General features: G+C 29.0%; 17 protein-coding genes. All 17 read right to left on the reverse strand.

The window, feature by feature from the left end; all coding sequences use genetic code 11:
* A partial coding sequence (gene recQ, locus VJ881_10205; GenBank protein HKL76425.1) for a DNA helicase RecQ occupies window positions 1-1767 on the reverse strand: 1767 nt, incomplete at its 3' end.
* Between the two features lie 13 nt (window positions 1768-1780).
* Entirely contained in the window at window positions 1781-2866 is a 1086-nt protein-coding gene (locus VJ881_10210) for a Wadjet anti-phage system protein JetD domain-containing protein (GenBank protein ID HKL76426.1), read from the reverse strand.
* A gap of 130 nt (window positions 2867-2996) precedes the next feature.
* Window positions 2997-3257: a hypothetical protein gene (locus VJ881_10215; GenBank protein HKL76427.1), complete on the reverse strand. Its 261-nt coding sequence runs from the start codon at window positions 3255-3257 to the stop codon at window positions 2997-2999.
* Between the two features lie 169 nt (window positions 3258-3426).
* Window positions 3427-7917: a hypothetical protein gene (locus VJ881_10220; protein HKL76428.1), complete on the reverse strand. Its 4491-nt coding sequence runs from the start codon at window positions 7915-7917 to the stop codon at window positions 3427-3429.
* On the reverse strand, window positions 7910-8671 hold the full coding sequence (locus VJ881_10225; GenBank protein ID HKL76429.1) for a DUF6063 family protein: 762 nt from the start codon (window positions 8669-8671) through the stop codon (window positions 7910-7912). Before VJ881_10225 ends, VJ881_10220 begins: the two co-directional genes overlap by 8 nt.
* Entirely contained in the window at window positions 8671-10230 is a 1560-nt protein-coding gene (locus VJ881_10230; GenBank protein HKL76430.1) for a hypothetical protein, read from the reverse strand. Before VJ881_10230 ends, VJ881_10225 begins: the two co-directional genes overlap by 1 nt.
* 265 nt (window positions 10231-10495) lie before the next feature.
* A complete protein-coding gene (locus VJ881_10235; GenBank protein HKL76431.1) occupies window positions 10496-10924 on the reverse strand; it encodes a DUF86 domain-containing protein in 429 nt (142 codons plus the stop codon).
* A 1-nt stretch (window position 10925) separates the two neighbouring features.
* Complete coding sequence (locus tag VJ881_10240) at window positions 10926-11315, reverse strand: nucleotidyltransferase domain-containing protein (protein HKL76432.1); 390 nt, start codon at window positions 11313-11315, stop codon at window positions 10926-10928.
* Window positions 11316-11368: 53 nt separating this feature from the next.
* Window positions 11369-11833 carry a hypothetical protein gene (locus VJ881_10245; GenBank protein HKL76433.1) on the reverse strand — a complete coding sequence of 155 codons (465 nt, stop codon included), beginning with the start codon at window positions 11831-11833 and terminating at the stop codon, window positions 11369-11371.
* 81 nt (window positions 11834-11914) lie between these two features.
* Window positions 11915-12463 carry a transposase gene (locus VJ881_10250; GenBank protein HKL76434.1) on the reverse strand — a complete coding sequence of 183 codons (549 nt, stop codon included), beginning with the start codon at window positions 12461-12463 and terminating at the stop codon, window positions 11915-11917.
* Between the two features lie 157 nt (window positions 12464-12620).
* Window positions 12621-14210 carry an amidohydrolase gene (locus VJ881_10255; GenBank protein ID HKL76435.1) on the reverse strand — a complete coding sequence of 530 codons (1590 nt, stop codon included), beginning with the start codon at window positions 14208-14210 and terminating at the stop codon, window positions 12621-12623.
* A gap of 23 nt (window positions 14211-14233) precedes the next feature.
* Window positions 14234-15847, reverse strand: a complete 1614-nt coding sequence (locus VJ881_10260) for an amidohydrolase (protein ID HKL76436.1) — start codon at window positions 15845-15847, stop codon at window positions 14234-14236.
* 117 nt (window positions 15848-15964) lie between these two features.
* Window positions 15965-17620: a Na+/H+ antiporter NhaC family protein gene (locus VJ881_10265; protein HKL76437.1), complete on the reverse strand. Its 1656-nt coding sequence runs from the start codon at window positions 17618-17620 to the stop codon at window positions 15965-15967.
* 160 nt (window positions 17621-17780) lie between these two features.
* The gene (locus tag VJ881_10270; GenBank protein HKL76438.1) at window positions 17781-20525 is read right to left on the reverse strand and encodes a cation-translocating P-type ATPase; all 2745 of its coding nucleotides are present in this window, start codon (window positions 20523-20525) and stop codon (window positions 17781-17783) included.
* The gene (locus VJ881_10275; protein HKL76439.1) at window positions 20515-21870 is read right to left on the reverse strand and encodes a DUF2254 domain-containing protein; all 1356 of its coding nucleotides are present in this window, start codon (window positions 21868-21870) and stop codon (window positions 20515-20517) included. Before VJ881_10275 ends, VJ881_10270 begins: the two co-directional genes overlap by 11 nt.
* A gap of 146 nt (window positions 21871-22016) precedes the next feature.
* Window positions 22017-22616 (reverse strand): recombination mediator RecR, encoded by a 600-nt coding sequence (recR, locus tag VJ881_10280; protein ID HKL76440.1) that lies wholly within the window; start codon window positions 22614-22616, stop codon window positions 22017-22019.
* Window positions 22616-22942 (reverse strand): YbaB/EbfC family nucleoid-associated protein, encoded by a 327-nt coding sequence (locus VJ881_10285; protein ID HKL76441.1) that lies wholly within the window; start codon window positions 22940-22942, stop codon window positions 22616-22618. The genes recR and VJ881_10285 overlap by 1 nt, the downstream gene beginning before the upstream one ends.
* Between the last annotated feature and the right edge of the window lie 5 nt (window positions 22943-22947).

Here is a 22947-nt window from a genome sequence, read left to right on the forward strand (position 1 = left end):
ATCAAGATATTTTTTGATTTTTTCCATAAATAACTCTCCATATTTCTTGTACTTAACTTCTCCCACTCCACTTATATTTAACATTGTATTTTCGGTCATAGGATAATATTTACACATTTCTTTTAAAGTACTATCATGAAAAACTATATATGGTGGAACATTTTCTTCTTCTGATATCTTTTTTCTTAATGAACGTAAAATGCCAAAAAGTTCGCTATCACTGCTGACCTTTTGTTGTTCTTTTTCAAGGCGTTGATAAACTTCTTCTTCCCCTTTTAAAACCTGATAAGATTTTTGATTTAATTCTAAAACTGGATATTTACCACCTGATTGACTTAAAAATTTATCAGCAATCAGCAAATTTATCATATCTTTTATAGCTTTTATAGTATATTCTGACATAATTCCATATGTTGAAACCTCATTTAAATTATTCTTTAGTACTTTTTTACTTTTAGAACCTGCCAGCACTTTAGCCGTAACAGACATTCCCCATCTTTCATTTAATCTATATACACATGACAAAATCTTTTGAGCTTTTACTGTAATATCAACCTGTTCTCGCTCATCATTACAGTTACTGCAGTTATCACAATAATCTAGATTTTGATCATCATCAAAATAATCTAGAATATATCCTCGCAGACACTTTGAGGTATGACAATAATCAACCATCTCCTTTAATTTATTCAAATGTTTTTCTTTCCTATCCTGACTGGTTTCAGTTTGATCAATAAGAAATTTTTGAATGTGTTTATCATGAGGAGCATAAAGCAAAATACAATCAGCTGGCTCGCCATCTCGTCCTGCTCTACCTGCTTCTTGATAATATGATTCAATGTTTTTTGGCATATTATAATGAATTACATAACGGACATTAGACTTGTCTATTCCCATTCCAAAAGCATTTGTTGCAATGACAATATTAATATTATCATACAAAAAATCTTCTTGAGCTTCTTCACGCTCCTGATCAGATAATCCAGCATGATAACGACCAGTTTTATAACCTGCTTCTGATAAAAGTTTATCTATTCTATCAACCTCTTTTCTTGTAGCAGTATATATTATCCCAGGCACATCATTATTAACAGCAACATAATCTAAAATAAATTGATCTTTATCAATACCTCTTCTAAGTTTAAAAGATAAATTCTCTCGATCAAAACCTGTAGTATAGACATTAGGTTTAATCATACTTAACTGCTTACTGATATCTTCCTTTACTTCTGGAGTTGCAGTAGCAGTAAAAGCTGAGATTACAGGTCTATTAGAAAATTGATTTATTATTTTAGAAATATATAAATAACTGGGTCTAAAATCATGTCCCCATTGTGATACACAATGTGCTTCATCAATAGCCACCATTGAAATATTAATTGTTTCTAATAAACTAAGAAACTTCGAAGATTTTAACCTTTCTGGCGCAACATAAAGCAGTTTATATTTTCCCTTAGCTGTTTGCTGAAAACGTTCCTCCACTTCACTATAATTAATAGAACTATTTATATATGTTGCAGCCATTCCCATTCCTTCTAAAGCATCTACCTGATCTTTCATAAGTGAAATCAAAGGAGATATAACAATCGTAACTCCAGAAAAAATAACTGCCGGTATTTGATAACACAATGACTTTCCTGAACCAGTAGGCATAATTGCTACCGTATCTTTTTTATTTAAAATACTTTCAATAACTTCTTTTTGACCTTCTTTAAATTTTTGAAACCCATAATACTTTTTCAATATCTTTTTAGCTTTTTCTAACATTAATAAAGTCTCCTTAAATATTATATTCCCCTTTTAAAACCTCATAAGTTATAACTTCCTGGGGAATTCGCAGATTATTTTCCCATAAATATTTTATTGTCTCTCTAAAATTCTTGTCTTTTTTGACCTTAAATTCTTTTAAAATAGTATCTAAAACAACTTTGTTTTTATTTTGTTCAGTTTTTATTTCATAACCTTTGTTACCTCTTTTTATCATTTCTCTATAAAATTCTTTAAATAACTGCAAATTAAAGTCTTCATATTTCTCTTTAAGAAAATGATAAATTGAAAAACCAGCAGGGTCTATATCACCTACATAATAAATTTCAACTTCATTTATGTCAGCTATTTCCTTCAGAAAAGAAAGGCTTTTTACGATATGTTTACCTGAACCATAAATTAAAGTATCAGGAGAAAAAGAAAACAGGGGAATGTCATCACTTAATGCTCTTTTACAACTTATAAAAATAGAATGATTCTCTAGAATAAGTACTTTTTTTATCTTAATATTGTTTTTCCAATAAACAAACATCTGGCTATATTTTTCCGCTTTCAAGTCAGCAAGGGAAAGTTTTAATCTCCTCAAAAATCTTCTGCCTTCTTTTCTTGACAAAAATTTTTCATCATCAAAAAGTTCTAGGGATCTTTCCTCACGGCTGGCCCATTCTCGTTCATCTTTTTCTTTAAGAAACAGATAAACTTTCTTAAGCTTTTCCAGAAGTTTAGTATTTTGCAAATCTGGTCTTTTTAAATAATAGCTTAAATCCAGTTTTGAAGAAAGACAGAATATTTCTCTTTTATCCCATTTTTCTTTTTTATCTTTAACTAACTCCCACCTCTTTTTTAAAGGTGGATTCCTATCATTTAAAGAAGAACTTTTTATGGCTCTAATTTCATCAGCTTTTTCTTTATCTTTTAAAAGTTTATATAAAGTTTTATAGCCCCCTATTTTTGAATAAGCTTCAACCCCATTAACCTTTTTTATAATATAATTTTTAAGATCATTTAAATAAAATCTTTTCCTATGACTTAATTTATCTTTTTTGAATTGTTTAAATATATCAGAAAAATATTCTTTATTTTCCTGTAACTTTTTCATTATAAATCACCTTTTAAGATCCTCTTCTTCAGATATTCCCTCTGCATTCTGAGCAAAGGTTTAAAATCTAAATATATTCATTAATCATATTATAACATATGTTTTTAAGATTATTAATTCTGTTCTCGATTTAAAAAATGCTCAATATATTTTTAATTATAACAAATTCTAGACCAATTATAATTATACAGGTAATTAAAAAAACTTTTAATTTAAATTCCCCAAATATATCCTTGAAAAAATTGCCCTTAAAAAGAGAATAAATATCTGGTATAACAGAATACTTAACAGATTCTTTTAAATCATCTTTATCTATGAAAATTTTTCGATAAATCAACTTGAATAATGGAATATTTAAAAATAATAATATTAAAATTAAAATAAATTTCATTTTTATTCCTCCTCGAATTTTTTTATTAAAATTATTTCTTTCTTACCATATATTTATATATAAAACATATTTTCCCTTGAAAAATTCTCAATTTAATTTTCTTATAAAAAAAACCGCAGTTGCAAAATTACAACTGCAGTTCATAAACTTCTCTATCTAAATTTTTTCATCAACTTCTTTTAACACGTTCACCATAAATAACCTCTCCTTCAACTACACCTTTACCATTCTCATCATCATTAATTTCTAAAGCCCAAAAGACTGGGAACCTTCTGCTGATCTCAGTTTTGACAATTTCAGGAGCAGCAAAGGCAACAATTTGGAAGTTAAGTTTATTGGCTATTTCAAAAACTGGATCTAAGACATGTGCAGCAGAAGCTTTACCAAATGGGTTATCTAGCAACATAACTGTCCAGGGATTAGACTGAGCTAAACTTTGTTTTTTATAATTTAATAACATCATCATCATAAAAGCATTAATTGAAAGTGATTGACCTCCACTACCTTCAGGACTATCCCCTTTTCCTTTAATTACTGCTTCCCAATCATCATAATGATAGTCTTTTGGTCTAGCATATGAAAATTCATTTTTCTCAGTCATTTTATATACCTGTAATTTAGGGTATTGCCCTCTTATGACTCGAGAAAAAAGTGCTGCATCTCCAGTATATTTTTCTAATTCTGATTCTGTCATCTTATTAATATCTTTTTCTTCAAAATCATCTATAACCTCAAGAAAATATTCTTCTAACTCAGGTATAATATCCTCTTCTCTTTCTGGCAAAAAATCATCTCTTTTAAGTCTAACTAGAGGAAAACTGTGGCCATTTTGATTATGATAGACCATATTACTTATCATATCTTTCATAGAATTAACTAATCTAATAATATGTATGGCCGATCTTTCTGCCCATTGTTTTTTTGCTTCTTCTGCTTCCTCTTTATCATCTTTCATTTTCTTTAATTCATGATTTAAATATTCCTTAAAACTATTTAAAACTTCATAATTAAAATTATAATTATCCACTATGAATTCTTCTAATATTTTCTCTTTAATACTTGATTTAAGTTTATTATTTTCCACTCTTTCGTTTATATTTCTTTTAAATTTAGAAAAATCTTTTTCAGTTTTTTCTTTAAGATTAAATAGTTTATCTTTTATTTCTTTATATTCCCTAAACCAACTGTTAATTACTTCTTCTGGCTCTTTACGTATTTTTTCTTTAAGTAAATCATTTATTTCACCTTTCTCAGCTTCAAGATCATAACTATCTAATTTCCAAATTAATGATTTTAATTGGGCTAATTTATCTTTATAATCTTCAATCATTTTATTTAATTTATGCAAATATGAGCGGCTATCCTCTAAATCATCATCTATTTCAAATTCTCTTTGATCTAAATTTACTTTTTTTAAGGAACGAGGACTTTTATTATATTTTTCTTTTATTTCATTATAAACTTCATCTATAACTTTACTAGTAGTATTAATTTCTCCTTTAAGAACATCTATTTCACTTTTAATATTTTTTAACTTTGAATTAGTTATTTTCAAATTCTTTTGAACAGTATTTAAAGAAATCTTAACTTTTTCTAAAGATGATATAGTAAAATTATACTCCTGCCACTTTTCATCTATTTCTGAAAGATTTTCTTCTTTTTCTAAAATTTCTTTTCTGAGTTTGTTTCGTTCTTTTCTCAAATATTTTAATTCACTATTCTTTTCTTCCTCTTCTTTTTGCAGATCATCTAATTCCTGATAATAATAATTAGTTTCGGAATCACGATAATCAAAAAATTCTACTTCTTCTTGTAATTTAGAATTATTCTTTTTTTCCTGAAAATTTACTTCATCTATGAAATCTTCTAATTTATTCAAAAATTTCTTGGTTTCTTTTTTCCACTCATTATATTTATGTTCTATTTTTAACTTTAATGTATTATTATCTCTTTGTTTATCACTAATTTCTATTAGCTTTTCTTTATAATTATCAAGACTTTTTTTCACCTTTTTTATTTTTTCTTTTTCACTATCAATCTCTTTTTTCATCTCTTCAAAATTATTAATTTCTTCTAAATCATTTTTATCTCTTTCAATTTGACTTTTTAAATCTTTGTTTAATTTTTTTAATTCATCTAATTTATTTTTTAGTATTTCTTTTCTCTCATTAACTTCACTAATTTTTTCTTTATTTTTCTTTATTTTATCTGCCATTTTTTCTACTTTCATTTCAATTTTAAAGGACATTTCCTTTGTAATTAATTCTTCACTTTGATAACTTAACCTATTCATATTTTTAACTTTATTTTTTAAAGTATTAATAGTATTCTTTATTTCACTCTGTTTTTTTCTTAAGCCATCATACCATTTCTTAAAACTTTCACTATCAAAAATAAATTTCAATTCTTTTCCATGAATTAATTTTAAATAATCCTTATTACTTACTGTATTTCTCTGTTCATAATTAATAAAAATTGGAACAGGTGAACGTAACAATTCTTCTTCATTTAAATTATTTTTAACTTTTCGCCAATCTCCTTCATACATAAGTACAAGACTATGAATTAAAAAAGGATATTTTTTTATAAGTTCATCTTTATTATCAGTAATATTTAACAAAAAATCACTACCATAAAATACATCTATATCAAGTGCTTTTATCTTTTTATATAATCTTTTTTGGTCTGCATTTGCTATCCAGAAATTATTTTGATTTAAAGAAAGGTCAATCTCCACTTCTCTATTTTCATTTTCCAAACTTTTAATTTTTTCTTCTTTTTTAGAAATTTCGTTTTTTGCCTCCATACTTTTTTCTGAAATCCAATCCTTATCATATTTATCTCTAAAACTATAACTTTCATTTACTTTTCCTAAAGAAAGGATTTGTTTTAGTTGAGCAAAAATTTCTTTTTCCTCTGTTCTTCTTTCTTTATATTCTTCTTTTTTTCTATTGTAATCATTTTCTAATTTAGCGAGTTTCACCTTCAATTTATGACTCTTTTTTCTTGTTTCTTCGAGATTGTTTTCTTTTTCTTTGAATTCTTTATCAATTTTTTTCAATCTTTTTTCTTTATCATTAATCTTTTCTTTAAGTTCTTTTTTTATATAAGCAGGTGAACTCAATTGTAGATAATTAAAACGTTCCCCTAATTTTTCCTGCCACTTATTAAGTCTTTTTTCTTTTTCTTCAAAATTAACTACTTTCCTCTGTAAATGTTCAATATTATTTTTTATTTCCTTTTCCCGTTGAATAAGTTGAGATTCTCTTTGATTTAAAAAATTATGATAAGAATAATAATTTGCACTTGTCCTTTCTAAATTTTCCTTTAAATCTGGCCAACTATCTTTTAACTTCTTTTTTACACTAGTTATTTTTTCTCTTAATTCACTTAAGTTTAATCTCTCTTTTAATTTATCAATCCTATTCTTTACTCGATTATATTTATTTTTCTTTTCCTTATAGGGAAGATAAATCTTATTTAATCTCAACTTTTTTTCTTTATCTTCTAATTTTTCAATCTTCTCTTCTAATTGTTTGTAATCTTTTTTTAGTTTACTTTGTTTTTCTCTATATTTTTCTAATTCTCTTAATTTACGTGCATATTTCAAATTTTCTTTTTTAAAATTTAATTTTCCTATTTTCTTTTCGGTTTTTTCTTTATCCTTTTCACTTTCTTTAATTTCATTTTCCAGAAAGATTCTCCTATTTTCCAAACTACGATAAAGATTATTCCCTCTATTTTGAATAGATTTTTTTCTTTTTTCTAAGGTAATACCATGTTCTGCATCTCTTATAAGTGGGTCTACCATATTATTAAGTCTTTTAATGTCATCACTTCGTGAAATAAGCTCAGGAAGATTTTTAGCTATTTTAATATTATTAACAAAAATATTCAAAAGCGATTTTTCTTCACTTTCATCTCTATTATTTATACTTTCACTGACCGCTGGAATAATTAATTTGTCAAAAAGCTCCTGATTATCTCTAGCTTGAGAAAAATATTTTTCCAATCCACCTTCTGAACGATTTATAGTTCGCATAATATCCCATTCAGATCTATAAATACCATGACTTGCGAGATATTGATAATAATCTGAGTTCAAGCTACGAACTGAATTTTTAGAAAAAGTTCTAAAATAATATTTATTTTCCTGTAAAAATCCCCAGAGATCATCATAATTTAAAGCTTTCTCTTCACTTGTATCATATAAAGGCAAATTCCTGAGACTAAATTTACTATCTCCTTTATATTCATGAGTATAAAGAAAATATTTCAACCCAACTTTATCATCATCTTCATCTGTTCCTTCTTTTTTAAGTGCACTTACACAAATTGCAGCAAGTAATTTTTTATCTTCTTCATCACTATCCAGATCCCATTCTAATCCTACATGAAAGGTATATGGACGAAAAGAATTATAGCGATCATAAAACATCCCTTCGAGCTTATTTCCTTTATTTTTTCCCCAGGCAGTACCAGGAAGAAGAATTTGAGATATAAGCTGAATCATTACTCCTTTACCACTTCCATTCTGTAGGGTAAATAAGCTGTGATCTCCTTTTTTATCAGGAGCAAGACTAAAAAGAGAATTTTTATGTCGTTTTTTGAATCCATCATATTTATTTCCACTAATCCTTATTAAATTTAATCTAGGCATTCTTTTTAGCCTCCTGTTCTTCTTTAGTTTTTTCAATTAAGTCTTTAAAATCTTTATATCTCTTTTGACTGTGATATAATTCATCTAATCGCTCATAAAGTACAGGTTTAGGGATGATCTTTAATTCTTCTTTATTATCAATAATCAAACTTTGCTCTGCAAGTGGTTTTAAAGCTGTATTAATAAAACTTAATCTATTATCTTTTGTCCGAGTTACCTCAACTCTATCTTCTGTTTGACTCATTTTATACTCACTAAATTCTGTTAACCAGAGTTCAGCTACCTGTTCTATAGCAACTGACCATTCTTCACTAAAATTTTCTTCTTCCTGTCTTTTTTGCCAGGACTCAAGGATAGCTGTTACCTTATCAGCAAGTTTGTAATAACTCACACCTTCTTCTTCCCAGCGTATTCTAATATGTTTTTCTTTATCAACTTCAGCTAAAAATATTGAAATTATGATATTAGCCAGGTAGAAATATTTTTTTCTTTTGAGACCACTATATTTTTCTTTCATTTGAGTATATGAATTAGCAAAATTAGACCCCTGACCTTTACTTACAAGATGTATATGCTGTGCTGTAGAAAAAACATGTAATCCACCTTCAGCTGCCATAGTTTTTACAATATTACGCAATTCACCATCTCTCCGATACTTATCTGCAAGTGGATCAGCAATGGATATAATCTGTTCATTTAATAATCTAAAAAACAACGCTGAGCCATCTTCTATTTGTTCACGACTATAGGGCATTATTTTTCCTCCTCAAGATAGAGTATATAAGGGGATAAACGAAAATTATCATCCAAATTTATTAAATCTTGACTGTTATCAAGTTTTGATTTGATAATCTTCGTTTCCAGTTCTCGAAATTCGTCATTTTCTTCTATTAATCGATTATATAATAAAATTCTTTCATCAAGACCAGAATATTCTTTTTCAACTTCCTCTAATTTAATATCAGTTATAATAAACATCATAAATAATTCTAAATTCTTATCCTGACTTAACCATTTTTCTTTTTCTTCCTCTGAAAGATTTTCAAGATTTTTTAAAGGATATTTTCCTTCTTTCTTTAGTTGAGAAAATACCCCTTCCCATAATTCAAGAATCAAATTCCAATTTTCTTCTTTTTCTAGAGGTTTTTCCTCTTCTAAAAATTCTTCCTCATCTTCTATAAAATCATCTATATATGTATAAAGATGCTGTTCTGCCCAGGCCCAATCTAGAGGAAAAATAAATTCCTGTGTTGGTGAAAACAAGGGTGCCAAAAGGTCTGTAAGAAGTTCTATATCTGGCAATCCTTTTTTCAAAATCAAATTTTGCCAGAAATCTTTTTTATACGAGAGATTAGAAGTTTTCCAGAATAATTCTGGACTATCTGCTCTTATTTCCATCTCAAGAGATAAATTAGAAATGGCGAGTTCTGCTAATTTATCATGTAATTTTCTTGCTCTCTCAAGCTCTTCAAATAATAATTTACCTTCTTTTTTCTTTTTAGTAGGAAAACTTTCAAGGCGATCCTGCCAGCTAAACATATCTTCAAAAACTTTTTTTTCCTCTTTAAATTGTTCTTTTAACTCACCTTCACTCATTCTCTTAGATTCTTCTTTTGCTGAAAAAATCAAAGATGGATTGCGAAGTATATCCTCTGTTCTATCCTTTTCTTTTTTTATTAAATTTCTAACTCTAGCAATAAGATTACTTACACTATCTTTAGCTTCAATAAAGTTTCCATTTTTTATTAATTGTAAAGTATAAAATTGTTCTAAATCAAAACCAAATTCTTCTAAAACTTCTCTAGTTATAAAAATAATTTCCTGAGCAGTTTCAGTTAATCTATAAACTGTACTTCCACCTTCTTCCCATCTGGAAGCCTCTCTATCAGGAACTAAATAGCGAAATTTAAATTCACGGTGGCTATGAAGATTTTCATCATATAACATAACTGAAAAAGGAGCCTGTCTTTTGGGATCTCCAGAATATAAAACCCCATCTACCAATCTTCTTATCTGTTCTATTGAAGATTCTAGTTTCATCTCATTTATTATATGACCGGTCATCTCTATAAGGTCATTTTTACTCCGATTTTTATTATTATTTATTTCCCGGCGAAATACTTTTAAAAGAAGATAAAGGCATATTTCATGACTATAATCATTAAGCTCACCTACATCAAAACCTCTTCCTAATTGAGAAATAGCAGAAGTCTTTTTTAACCTATCATGTAATCCAGAACTTATATCAGTCATATTATCACACCTTTTAGCTTTATTATATTTATTTCTACAGAAAAAATTATATACCTGCAAAAAAATAACCTCCTATTTTAAGGAGGGTAAAATGATTATAGTAATTTATATTTAATTATTGTACTTTTTTTAAGCACTTCAATATCACGCATATTTTCTCCTGCCATTCTACGAACTGTTCCTAATTTCAAATCTAATTCCCCTAGATTTTTATCCACTTTATCAAAACGCTTTTCCATGTTTATTTTTTATCAGTCATTTTATTCACCTCTTGATTTAGGATAATCTAATTTTATCACATGAAAATTCAAATAACAAGATTTATTTAACATTTATTTCCATTTTGTTTTATTCTATCTTTTATTATCTCAGTAAATCTTTCTATTTCATCTAATTCTTTTTCTATAATAGATTTTACTATTTTTAAATTAATTTTCCGATATTCATGTACTGCTAAATTCCTAAAACCAACCATAGCTTTTAATTTTTCTGCTAACTTTTCATCAATGTACTCTTCTTTATTTAATATTTCAAAAGCACCTCTACTACTTTGTGGTACTCCTAAATCATATTTAGCAATTACATGCATTGCAATATCAATAGTAGCTTCACATAATCGTTGTATATTAAGTATAACTGAATCTTGTTTTGTATAATTTTTTAAATTTTGAAAATCATCATCATAAACATCATTAATTCTATTAATACATCTCTTAATTATTTCATCTTTATTAATTAAGATATCATCAGGCATATCAGTCATCTCCCCATCTTTTAGCTAATATTTCTTTTCTTTCTTCATTTAATTTTGCATATTCTCGAAAAGTTGTTAATTCAAAATTATCTTTTTTATAATTATCAATATTAAATATTAATTCTCCCTGTATAATTTGAACTTTAAATACAGTAGAAACTTTTTTTATATCAACTAAATCTACTTCTTTTCGTAATTTTTCTGCTAATTTTTGGGCTAATAAAAACAAATTATATTCGTCAACTTTCTTTTCACTCAAAAATGCTATATCTATATCACTATTATTTCTTTCACTATTTTTAGCATAAGAACCAAAAATATAAATTAATTCAGGGGATACTTTTTCTTTTAAAAAATCTATAATTATAGTTTTCTTTTCACTAGAAAGCATAATATTTCTCCTCATTAATTGATTTACAATTATATTATATCATTTTTATTTTTCTATTCCAATTTTTTGGTGATTCTTTTTGTATCTAATAATAACCAAAGAGCAATAATAACTTTAAACCCTACAGGTGCTAACTCGCGCATCATTACTGGCATAACACCACCTCTGCTACTAAAGGACATTAGTAAGTATTTCAATAGCTCAGGGATAGTTATAATTAATAATACTATAGCAACTACAGAATAAGCTATTATCTGAAGCTTTTGATAATCAATTTTTTCTAATTTTTCTTCTTTTTTATTAACTAAGTAATTAGAAATTTTATCTGCAGCAAACCAAAGATATAAAGCGGCTAATAATTTAATCAATTGAGATAATATAATAGTTGTTGTCATCATATATCCTATTGATTGACCCATTCTAAAAATTCCAAACAACTGAGGAAAGCCTGAACTCAAAAATTCCACCAAAAAATATATTGCTAAAATACGAAGTGCTACCTTAGAAATACTTTTCATAATTCATCCCCTCTTTCTTTAGCATAAATCGACAAAAACCGGGAGGTACCCGGTACCATACCGGGTACCAAAAATCTAAAACTAAATCGAAGATTCTACGTATACTTTATATTGTCTTCTTCCACTACCTTCGATCTCACCTTCAAAATAAGATAAAATTTTACTTTCACTAACAATATTACTCCCTCTTATACCTAAATAATAGCCATAGCTACTCCAGTAATATTCTTGAGGATCATCAACTATATCAGCTTTAACAGGATTTAAATGAATATAACGACTTGTTAATAATTGGTAATAATCATTTTCTATGATGCTTGATCTATATCTTCCTTCAAAAACGTGACCAACCAAATCATATTTATTATTAAAATATTTCGCATAATGCAAATTAATCCTTCTCATTATTTTCCAAATCTCTATTTCTTCTGTTTGAAGTTGTAAGTGAATATGATTAGTCATAAGACAATATGTGTAAACTTTAAAATTATATTTATGCTTAGTCCCTCTAATTATTCCAAGATAAGTTTTATAATCTTCTTTATCCTTGAACAATTTTGACTTTCTGTTTCCTCGACTAGTAATATGATAAGTCGCCCCCGGATACCATATTCTTTTTTTACTAGGCATTATTTTTTCCTCCCCTTAGTTTTAAATTAATTATATCATTTTTATTTTATTTTTTCCATTTTTTTCTATTTAGTCAGGAGATAATCACTTCATATATCGACATATATCGGGGACTACCTGGTATGGTACCGGGTACCTTTTTTAATCTTTTTTTAAACTAAACTATCTTACCATTCACTATAGTATGAATTATATTAGTATCTTTTATTTCATCTTTATCAATTTCAAATATATTTTTATCAAGTACTACCATATCAGCTAGTTTACCTTCTTCTAAACTACCTTTGATATTTTCCTCAAAGGAAGCATAAGCTGCTTCAGAAGTAAAAAGTCTTACAGCTTCTTCTACACTTAATTTTTCTTTTGGTAACCAACCTTCTTCAGGTTCTCCCTCTTTACTTCTCCGAGTTACTGCATAATAAATATTTTCAATTATATCAAAACTTTCTACAGGAGCATCTGAACTGCCTGGAACTTTTATTCCCATATCTATCATACTTTTCCAGGCATAAGCTTTTTTCAATCTATCTTTTCCAACTCTCTCTTCAGCAATTTTCATATCAGTAGAAACAAAAACTGGTTGAATATAGGCCAAAATCTCTCCCTTTTTCATTTCTTTTAATATTTCCTCATTAGTAAATTGAGCATGAACTATTCCATGCCTTAAAGGATTTCCATTTTCATTTTTATTTATTTCATTTATCAATTTTACATTTAAATCAATAGCTCCATCTCCTATAGCATGAACAGCTATTTGCAAACCATTTTTATGAGCTTTTTCAAAAATCTCTTTCAATTCATCTTCAGAAAATATCAAAATACCTTTTGTGCTCTGATCATCATTATAGGGTTCATTCATGTAGGCAGTTCTTGCACCTAAAGAACCATCAGCTAATAATTTTAAAGGGCCAATTTTAAAAAATCCACTCCCATCTCCTGTCTTATAACCTTTTTTAATAAAATCATCAATTACATCTTTATCATCAAACATACATTGTTCATAAGTTCTAACAGTCAATTTATCTTTTTCCTCAAGTGATTTATAAGCTCTTAATACTTTCTCCCAACTATCTGCTGGCAAAGTACTAAAATCAGCAGAATGCACCCCTGTAATACCGACTTTGTTTAAATCTTTATGAGCTTTTTTCAATAATTTTTCTATTTCTTTTACAGTTATTTCACCTAAAAGATCTGATTTTAAAGAAACAGCTGATTCTGTAAGTATTCCTGTCTCTTCATTTATGTATTCACTTAATTTATCTGCTTTATCCATAGCCATAATTTTTTCTAACCCTCTTGAATTAACTGTAGCCATATGTCCACAAACTCTACTAAAAAAGATAGGGTGTTCAGTAGATATTTTATCTAAATCTTCTTTAGTAACAAATTGATCTGTATCCTCAAAATTATTTTGATTCCAACCTCTTCCTAAAAGCCAGCCAAATTTCAAACCTTCATTTTTTAGATGTTCTTTTCCTTTTTTAATAACCTCTTTTAAAGATTTACAATCTGTTAATTTAACCATACTTTCTGAAAGAGCATAATGTAATATATGTAGATGAGTATCAATAAAACCAGGTAAGAGCAGTTTTCCTTTTAGATCAATCTTTTTATCAGCATTTAGTGTTTTGGCTTTTTCATTACTTCCCAGAAAAACTATTTTTTCATCTTTAACTCCTACTGCTTCATAAATAGAATTATCCTCATCCATTGTTCTTATAATACCATTATATAAAAGCAAATCCATAATAATCTTCCTTTCAGTTTATTTTATTTTTTATAAACTAATTCACCATTCATATAGGTTTTTTCAACATTAACCTCATCAATTTTATTTTCCTCAACCTCAAAAATATCTTTATCAAGAACAATAAAATCAGCTTTATATCCTTTTTTTAATTGACCAGTCCTAGGTATTCCTGTAATATCTGCTCCTTCTTTTGTATATAATCTTATTGCAGTTTCTAAATCTACTTTTTCATCCTGCCCTGTATCTGTACCATCATAAGCCTTCCTGATCACTGCCGATTTTAAAGCAGTAAAAGAATCTACAGGGTCAGCCCAGGCTGTTGCCGGTGCATCAGAAGAAAAAGCTAATTTTATACCAGATTCCAAAATTGTCTTATAAGGATAATTCCTCTTTGTTCTTGTTTTACCTAAGTTATTTAGATAGCTTTCAATTTCTACATACATAAAAATTGGTTGACTAACAAAAGCTATATTACCTTTTGCAGCTTTCCTCAATGCTTCTTTGGTGGGCATAGCTGCATGTTCCACCCTAACAGAAGGTCTATCAGATAGCCAATCTTCTTTCTTATAAAAGGTATTTACTATTAGATCAATCGCCTGTTCTCCCATAGCATGAACGACAAGTTGTAAATCATTTTTTTTTGCATATTCAGCTGCCTCTAATATTTCTTTTTTTGAAGTAGTTTTCAAACCAAAATTATCATTTTCCCCTAAATATGAAGGTTTAACCCAGGCAGTTTTACCAGAAACACTACCATCAGCTAAAATCTTCACACCTCCAATATGTACTTGAGAAGTTAAATCTTTTTTTGTTTTTTCTATAAAATAATTATCTTTTAACTCATCCCATTTATAATATAAAATGGCCCTTTGTTTTAGACCTTTTTCTATTGCTTTTTGATACATTTTGTAATAGTCTACTGGCTTAATTTTTGCCATACTATCTGTAATAGTTGTAATCCCGTGAGCAAAAAGTTTTTCACCATAATTTGCTAAAATTTCTGCATCTTCCTCAAGACTATTAGAAGGTATACGAGAATTTAAAAACATCATTGCATTTTCACGAAAAATACCAGTTAATTTTCCATTTTCATCTTTATCAATTTGATTTTCTCCTGGTTCTGGAGTACTTTCATCTATTCCTAAAATTTCTAATGCTTTTGAATTAACTACAGCTATATGATTACAGGTTCTGGTTATAATTACTGGATAATCTTTAGCAACTTCATCCAAATCATAACGATTAGGACTTCTACCTTCTTTTAATTTTCCTTCATCATACCCCCAACCTTCTATCCATTCTCCTTTATTTAATTCTTTTTTCTTATCTTTAATTCTTTCTTTAAGTTCTTCTATAGAATTTACATTTGGAGGTAGACAGGCAATTTTAGTTGCATCTCTGGCCAAATAAATTGCATGCATATGTGAATCAATAAAGCCAGGAATAATACATTTCCCTTTTAAATCAATTTTTTTAAATTTATCTGTATTATACTTTTTCTTACCATAATTTTTTTCCTTTCCAATCCAACTTATCTTTTTTCCCTCGATAATCATCATCTCAGCAAACAAATTTTCTGGATCCGAAGTAAATATTTTTCCATTATAATAAATTTTCTTATTAATATTAGTCATTTTTTCGCTCCTCTTTAATATAAAATAATTAAAACATTAATTAACCCTCTGCTATTAAGTATAACAAAAACTAATAGCAGAGGGCAATTTTTTATAGAAATTATTATATTTTTCTATTTATCCACCTAATCTTGAAAATAAGAAAATACCAATCATATAAATTAAGTAAAATGAAACTGCTGTTATCGCAATCTTATTAAACATTTTTTTCTGAGTTTTATCGGTAATTCCATTTTCTATTTCTTTAGATGTAGGCATAACCTCAGGTAATCCCTTTCTTTTAGCATCCCATTTATTTAAAACAAATACTGAAATAATAGTTAAAGCAAAGGAAATAACTAAAAGAAGAAAAACTGAAGAAATTCCTAAAGCATAAAGAATCAATGATATAAGAGTAACTACAGCAGCAGTAAGAGCAAAAGGAATCTGAGTCCGAACATGGTCAATATGATCAGAACCTGCAAAAATTGATGACATTACTGTAGTATCAGAAATTGGAGAAACATGGTCTCCGAAAATAGCACCTCCAAAAAGAATTCCCATAAGGACAGGCACTATTTCAAAACCAACTAATTCATATCCAGTAGAAACAGCTATTGGAGTTAAAATAGCCATTGTGCCCCAGGAAGTACCTGTTGTAAATGATATAAACATGGCTGCCAAAAATACTATAATCGGAAGCGCCCTGCCAGGTAAACCTATATCCATAAGTATTTGTACTACATACTCAGCCGTACCTACCTGATCAGTTGCATGACCTATTGTCCAGGCCAAAATAATAATAGCAGCTGCAATAACCATTGTTTTAAATCCATTTACAATTGCATCACTGGCTTCACTTAAATCCATAGTATTAAAAGCAAGTGAGCCAATTAATGCAAAAAATACAAAAGCAAATGAACCATAAAGCAGGGAAAGAGCTATATCAGTTTCCTGAAATGCTTTGGCTATACCAACATCAGGCTGATATCCTCCTCCAAGCCACCACATAGAAAATACTCCAACAACTAATAAGGCAAAAATAGGTAAAAAGAAGTTAATTAACTTCGGATTCTTTTCACTCTGTTCTCCTACATCTGAAGAAATATCAGATAAAGCTTCTGCATCATCTCTCATCAACTTGCCTTCTTTGCGCGATCTCCATTCAGCATCAAGCATCGGTCCATAATAACGTTGGGAAATTGATATAAATCCAACCATAAAAAATGCTAATAAACAATAAAAGTTCCAGGGAATAGAACGTAAAAATGTAGCATATGGTGTTGCACCAACCTGGGCTGCAGTAATTCCCGCAGCTGTAAATCCAGTAGCAATCATCGAAACCTGATAACCTATCCAGTTTGAAACAGGACCAAAAGTTGTTACTGGAGCTGTTGTTGAATCTAAAATATAGGAATGAGCTTCTCTAGAAGTTTTATTTTTCATACTAACATCTCTAGTTGCATTTCCAGTAACAATGGTACTGGTATAAGAATCAATAAATATAAACATACCAATTAACCAGGTCAAAATCTGTGAATCACGTGAAGTATTAACAGCATTACCAATCCATTTTTCTAAAGCAAGAACACTTCCTGATTTGTAAATAAGTGCTGCACCTGCCCCCATCAACATAATTAATATTAAGAATTTAGCATTCCAGGGGCTGTTGACTGTGTTTACAATCCAGCGTAATGATAATGAAGTTGCAGAAATAGGGTTCCAATTCGATACAATTAATGCTCCTGACCAGACACCTGCAAACAATGAAACTAATACTTCCCTTGTGTACATTGCCAGAATAATCGCCAACACCGGTGGGATGATCGATAAAATTCCAAAAGTTTCTCCAGAAATAAATATCTACCTCCTTTTTTTCTCCCTTCTCATTTTTATTTCTGAAATTATATCTATTTATATTTTAACTTTAATACATTAAATTGTAAAGGTAAAATTAGTTATTTTCCTTTTTTCTTTTAAAAAATTTAACTGATTCATGGGCAACCAAAAAAACTAAAGTACCACTAAATATTCTCAGCCAATCACCTGCTGTAACACCAGCAAAACCTAAATAACTATTTAGTCCTGGAGTATAGATTACAATTAAAACCATAAAAATGGACAATCCAATTGAGTATAACATCTTTTTATTATTAAAAAAATTTTTATTAAAAATACTTCTTAGTTCATATCTTCTCGAAAGAATATTGATAAACTGGCTGAATACAATTGTTAAATAAGCAATAGTAGTAGCTCTCGGATATAATGAATGAGTATTACTAAATCCTTCTCCAATTCCATTCACAAAAATAGCATAATTCAAAAATCCTAACCCACCCATTAATAATCCAAAAAATACAATTTCACTAAATGTTTTTTTATTGACTATATGTTCATCTCTTTCTCGAGGTGGTAAAGTCATAATATGTTCTGAGCCTGGATCAAAAGTTAAAGCAGTTAAAGGTAAAATTTCTGCTAAAAGGTCAATAGATAAGATTTGAATAGCTAAAATTGGAACAGGCCACTTTAATAATGCAGCAAATAACATACCCAGTAATACAATCGAAAGTTCAGCTCCATTACTGGTTAAAGAGGCTAATACTGTTTTCTTTAAGTTATTATATATTGTCCGTCCTTCTCTAATAGCTTTTACTAGAGTAGGATAACTATCATCAAGCAAAATTAATTCTGAAGCTTCTTTAGAGACATCTGTTCCCATCTGTCCCATGGCTACTCCAATATGAGCACTTTTTAATGCTGGAGCATCATTTACCCCATCTCCCGTAACAGCTACAATTTTTTCCTGTTCTTTTAGATTTTTAACTATCCTTAATTTATTTTCAGGTGAAACTCTTGAAAAAATAAGTGACTCATTATCATCCATAATTTTTTTCAATTCTTGATCACTTAATTCTTCTAAATCCTTACTTGTTAAAACAGGTACTTCACTACCGTCAACTGAAAGTGAAATTTCTTCCCCCACAGCTTGAGCAGTTATAGCATGATCTCCTGTCATAATAAAAGTATCAATATGAGCCTTATGTGAATTTTCTATAGCCTCTCGCACCCCTTCTTTAGGTGGATCAATCATAGCTACCAGTCCAAGAAAAACTACATCTCTTTCAATCTCTTCAATAACATAATCTGTTTCATCTTCACCTAGTTTACGGTAGGCTACAGCCAATACTCTCATTGCATCTTTTGAATATTTTTCATTTAATTTGTTTAATCTTTCTTTGTCTTCTTCAGTTATTTCTACTTTTTTACCATCTTTATAAATATATTTACTTATCGATAAAACACTATTTAAAGCGCCTTTCATGGTTAACAGATTACCATCTTCAAATTTTCTAATAGAACTCATTCTTTTTCGATCAGAATCAAAACTAAATTCATGTAATTCTGGATTTTCTTCATCCTCATTTGGAGAACGAGTTCCAAGTTTTGTAGAAAGTGTAATTAAAGCTGCCTCAGTTGGGTCACCAATAGCATACCAGCCTGAATGTTCTTCATCTGGTTTATGAATTTCGGCATTAGAGGCCATAGTAGCAGCATCAAACATAATTTCTAATTCATCAATTTTATCTTCAGTAAGAGCATTGCCTTCTTCATCTAAAATATCGCCTTCAGGTTTATAACCAAGACCGGAAATTTCATACTCTTTATTATTAAACCATACTTTCTTTACTGTCATTTCATTTTTAGTTAATGTACCAGTTTTATCTGTTGCAATAACATTAGTTGATCCCAGTGTTTCAGCTGAAGATAACTTTTTGACAACTGCATTTTCCTTTGCTAACCGATTTACTCCCTGTGATAAAGCAACAGTTATTTGCATCGGAAGAGCCTGAGGTACTACAGCAACTGCTATACCCAATCCATAGATTAAGGCAAAATTCAAACCCATTCCCTGATAAATACTGATTCCAAATAAAACAAATCCTACAATAACGGCAAAAATTGCTATTCTATTAGCAATTACCTGTAACTCACTCTGTAATGGAGACAATGATTTTTCTTCCTCCTGGGTAAGAGAAGCAATTTTACCCATTTCAGTGTCCATACCTGTTTTTACAACAATTCCTTTAGCAGAACCGGAAGCTACATTTGTCCCTAAATAAGCCATATTGTCTCTATCAGCTAAAGTTCTTTCTTCATCAATAGCATTACTTATTTTTTCCTGGGGCATTGATTCACCAGTAAGAGAAACATCATTTGTTCTTAAATTAAATGCTTCCATTATTCTTACATCTGCAGGAACTTTATCTCCTTCTTCAAGTTTAATTATGTCTCCAACCACCAAATTTTCCTGAGGAATTTCTTCAATCTCTCCATCTCTAATTACTTTAGCAGGAGATTTTACAAGATTATCAAGAGAAGCCATTATCTCTTCAGCTTTATGTTCCTGAAAAAATCCAATTACTGCATTAATAAGAGCAATAACTATCATTACTAATCCATCACGATAATTTTGAATAAGCAAGGACATTCCTGCTGCTATCAACAATAAAATCATTAAAACATCTTTAAATTGAAATAATAATAGTTTCCATTTGGGGGTTCCTTTTTTTGTTTTTAATTTATTTTCTCCATTTTTTTCTAATCTTTTTTTCGCTTCATCTTTGGTCAAACCTTTTTTTTCAGTTTTAAGTTCAGTAAATACTGCTTTTACTTTTTTTCTGTAAAATTCATTCATCATTAAAAACCTCCTCTTTTTCATCTAATTCAAAATATGGTCTGGAATCAGCTCCTTTATCAGTTTCTATAGATAATCTTTTTATTTTTTTATTTAAAAATAATTTATCTTCATCTTCTAAAACATTTTCATCAAAACCAGCCAAAATAAAGCTGCTAAAATGCCAGATTTTTTCTTTGACATCTCTAGGGCTTCCTTCAGCGATAATTAATAAAGAATCAAGAAGTGCCCCAGCTACAGAAACATCTCTATTTCCATAATATCTTAATTGATAAAAAGTCTTATATAATAAATCTCCAAAGGAAATATCTTCAAGTATAAATCTAAGGTTATCTTCTTCATCATAGTAATAAGTATTTTCAAGATTAGCTACAGCTATTCTTGATAGAATCCATCCTAATTGATTAATACAGAATACCGCTGTATTGGGATCATTAATTCCTGGAGAAATAGCCTTTAGAGCAACTTCTGTTAATTTTAATAATCCAAATTCAATATCATTTTCTTTACTTCTTTCACTATCAATTATAACATACTTTAAAAGATCTAAATCTTCAATTTCTCCTTCATAATCCCAAACTGAAAAAATAACACTATTTTCAGTTACATAATCACCTATCATTTTATCAGCTCTAACTACAATATTTTCTTTTCCAGCTTTTGAAGTTAACTTTAAATCAGATATATCCTGTATATATCCACTTTTATTAGCATAAATACTTTTAGGTTCACCAGTAGTTATTTCTTTCAGATTATCAGGTGATTCATTTTGAATTCGATCATCATTATTATTTCTTTCTTCAATTCTATTAACTAATTCAATAACTTCATCCCTTAATTTTTCGATCAATATATTAACCTGAACAGAATTAGCAGCATGATGAATAAAGACTACGAAATAACCAAGACAGATAATAGCAATAATTACACCAAAAAAAGCAGAAAAAACAGCATTGCTTCCCGGAGCATCTTTCATAAAAAGCAGGGTAATAATTGAATATATAAAACCACCTATAAATACGCCCAAAACTTTTAAAGTCATTTTACTTCTTAGAAAATCCTGAACGGTTCTAGGTGAAAATTGTGAAGAATACATGGTTAAAACTACCATTATAGTAGAAAAAGAAATAGTAATCATTCCAAAAAGAGAACCTGCAAGTGTAGAAAGAATATCTCTGGCCAAATCAACTGAAGTAAAAAAATAATTTGGAAGTATTTGTACCAAAACATTTCCAAATTGATTATCAACAGTAATAATTATAAATGAAAGTATTAAAGCCCCTAAACCATAACTCCCAGGTATAAAATATAATTTATTTTTTAAATTTTGAAAAAACTTAACTTTCATTTTTTCACCTAATTTCATTTATATTTGATAGTAATAACAATAATTTACAATTTTATTATATCATATTATTTTAATATTGTTAAAGAAAAAAAGTCCTCCTTATTACAGGAGGACATCATATTATCCAATATTATATTCTTTTATATTTATAATTCTCTTCTACCTTCAAGTGCTTTAGAAAGTGTAACTTCATCAGCATACTCAAGGTCTCCACCTACAGGTAGACCATGAGCAATTCTAGTAACTCTTACCCCGAGTGGTTTAAGAAGTTTTGCTAGATACATTGCAGTAGCATCACCTTCAGCATTTGGATCAGTAGCAACTATAACCTCTTTTACTTCTTCCTCTTCCAGGCGAGGTAATAGATTTTGGATTTTTATGTCATCAGGGCCAACTCCATCTATTGGTGAAATAGCACCATGTAATATGTGGTAAAGCCCTTTATATTCACCTGTTTTTTCCATAGCTATTACATCTTTAGGACTTTCCACTACACATATCACAGATTGATCTCTATCTGGAGATTTGCAAAATCTGCAGGGATCACTTTCAGTTAAATTATTACAAACAGAACAAAATTTTATATTTTCTTTGGCATCTAAGAGAGCATCACTTAATTCCTTGACTTCCCCTTTATTCAAACCTAAGATATAAAAAGCCAATCTCTGGGCAGTCTTAGGACCAATCCCTGGAAGTTTACCCAGCTCACCAATGAGCCGCCCCATAGGTCGGGGATAATGATTCATTAGGGCATACCTGGGATATTCATCCCACCAGTAACTTTACCCATTTCATCATCAACCATATCCTGTACTTTTCTTAAACCTTCATTAACAGCTGCCAGAATTAAATCTTCTAACATTTCTACATCTTCTGGATCTACAGCATCTGGGTCTATTTCCAGATCAAGTACTTCCTGTTTTCCATTAACAACTACCTTAACAGCTCCACCACCAGCAGTAGCTTCAACTGTTTTTTCTTCCAATTCGTCCTGTACTTTAGACATTTTTGCCTGCATTTGTTTTGCCTGTTTCATAAGTTTGTTCATATTCATTAGAAAAAACCTCCTTATTTTTA

The sequence above is a fragment of the Halanaerobiales bacterium genome (assembly GCA_035270125.1).
GTDB lineage: Bacteria > Bacillota > Halanaerobiia > Halanaerobiales > DATFIM01 > DATFIM01.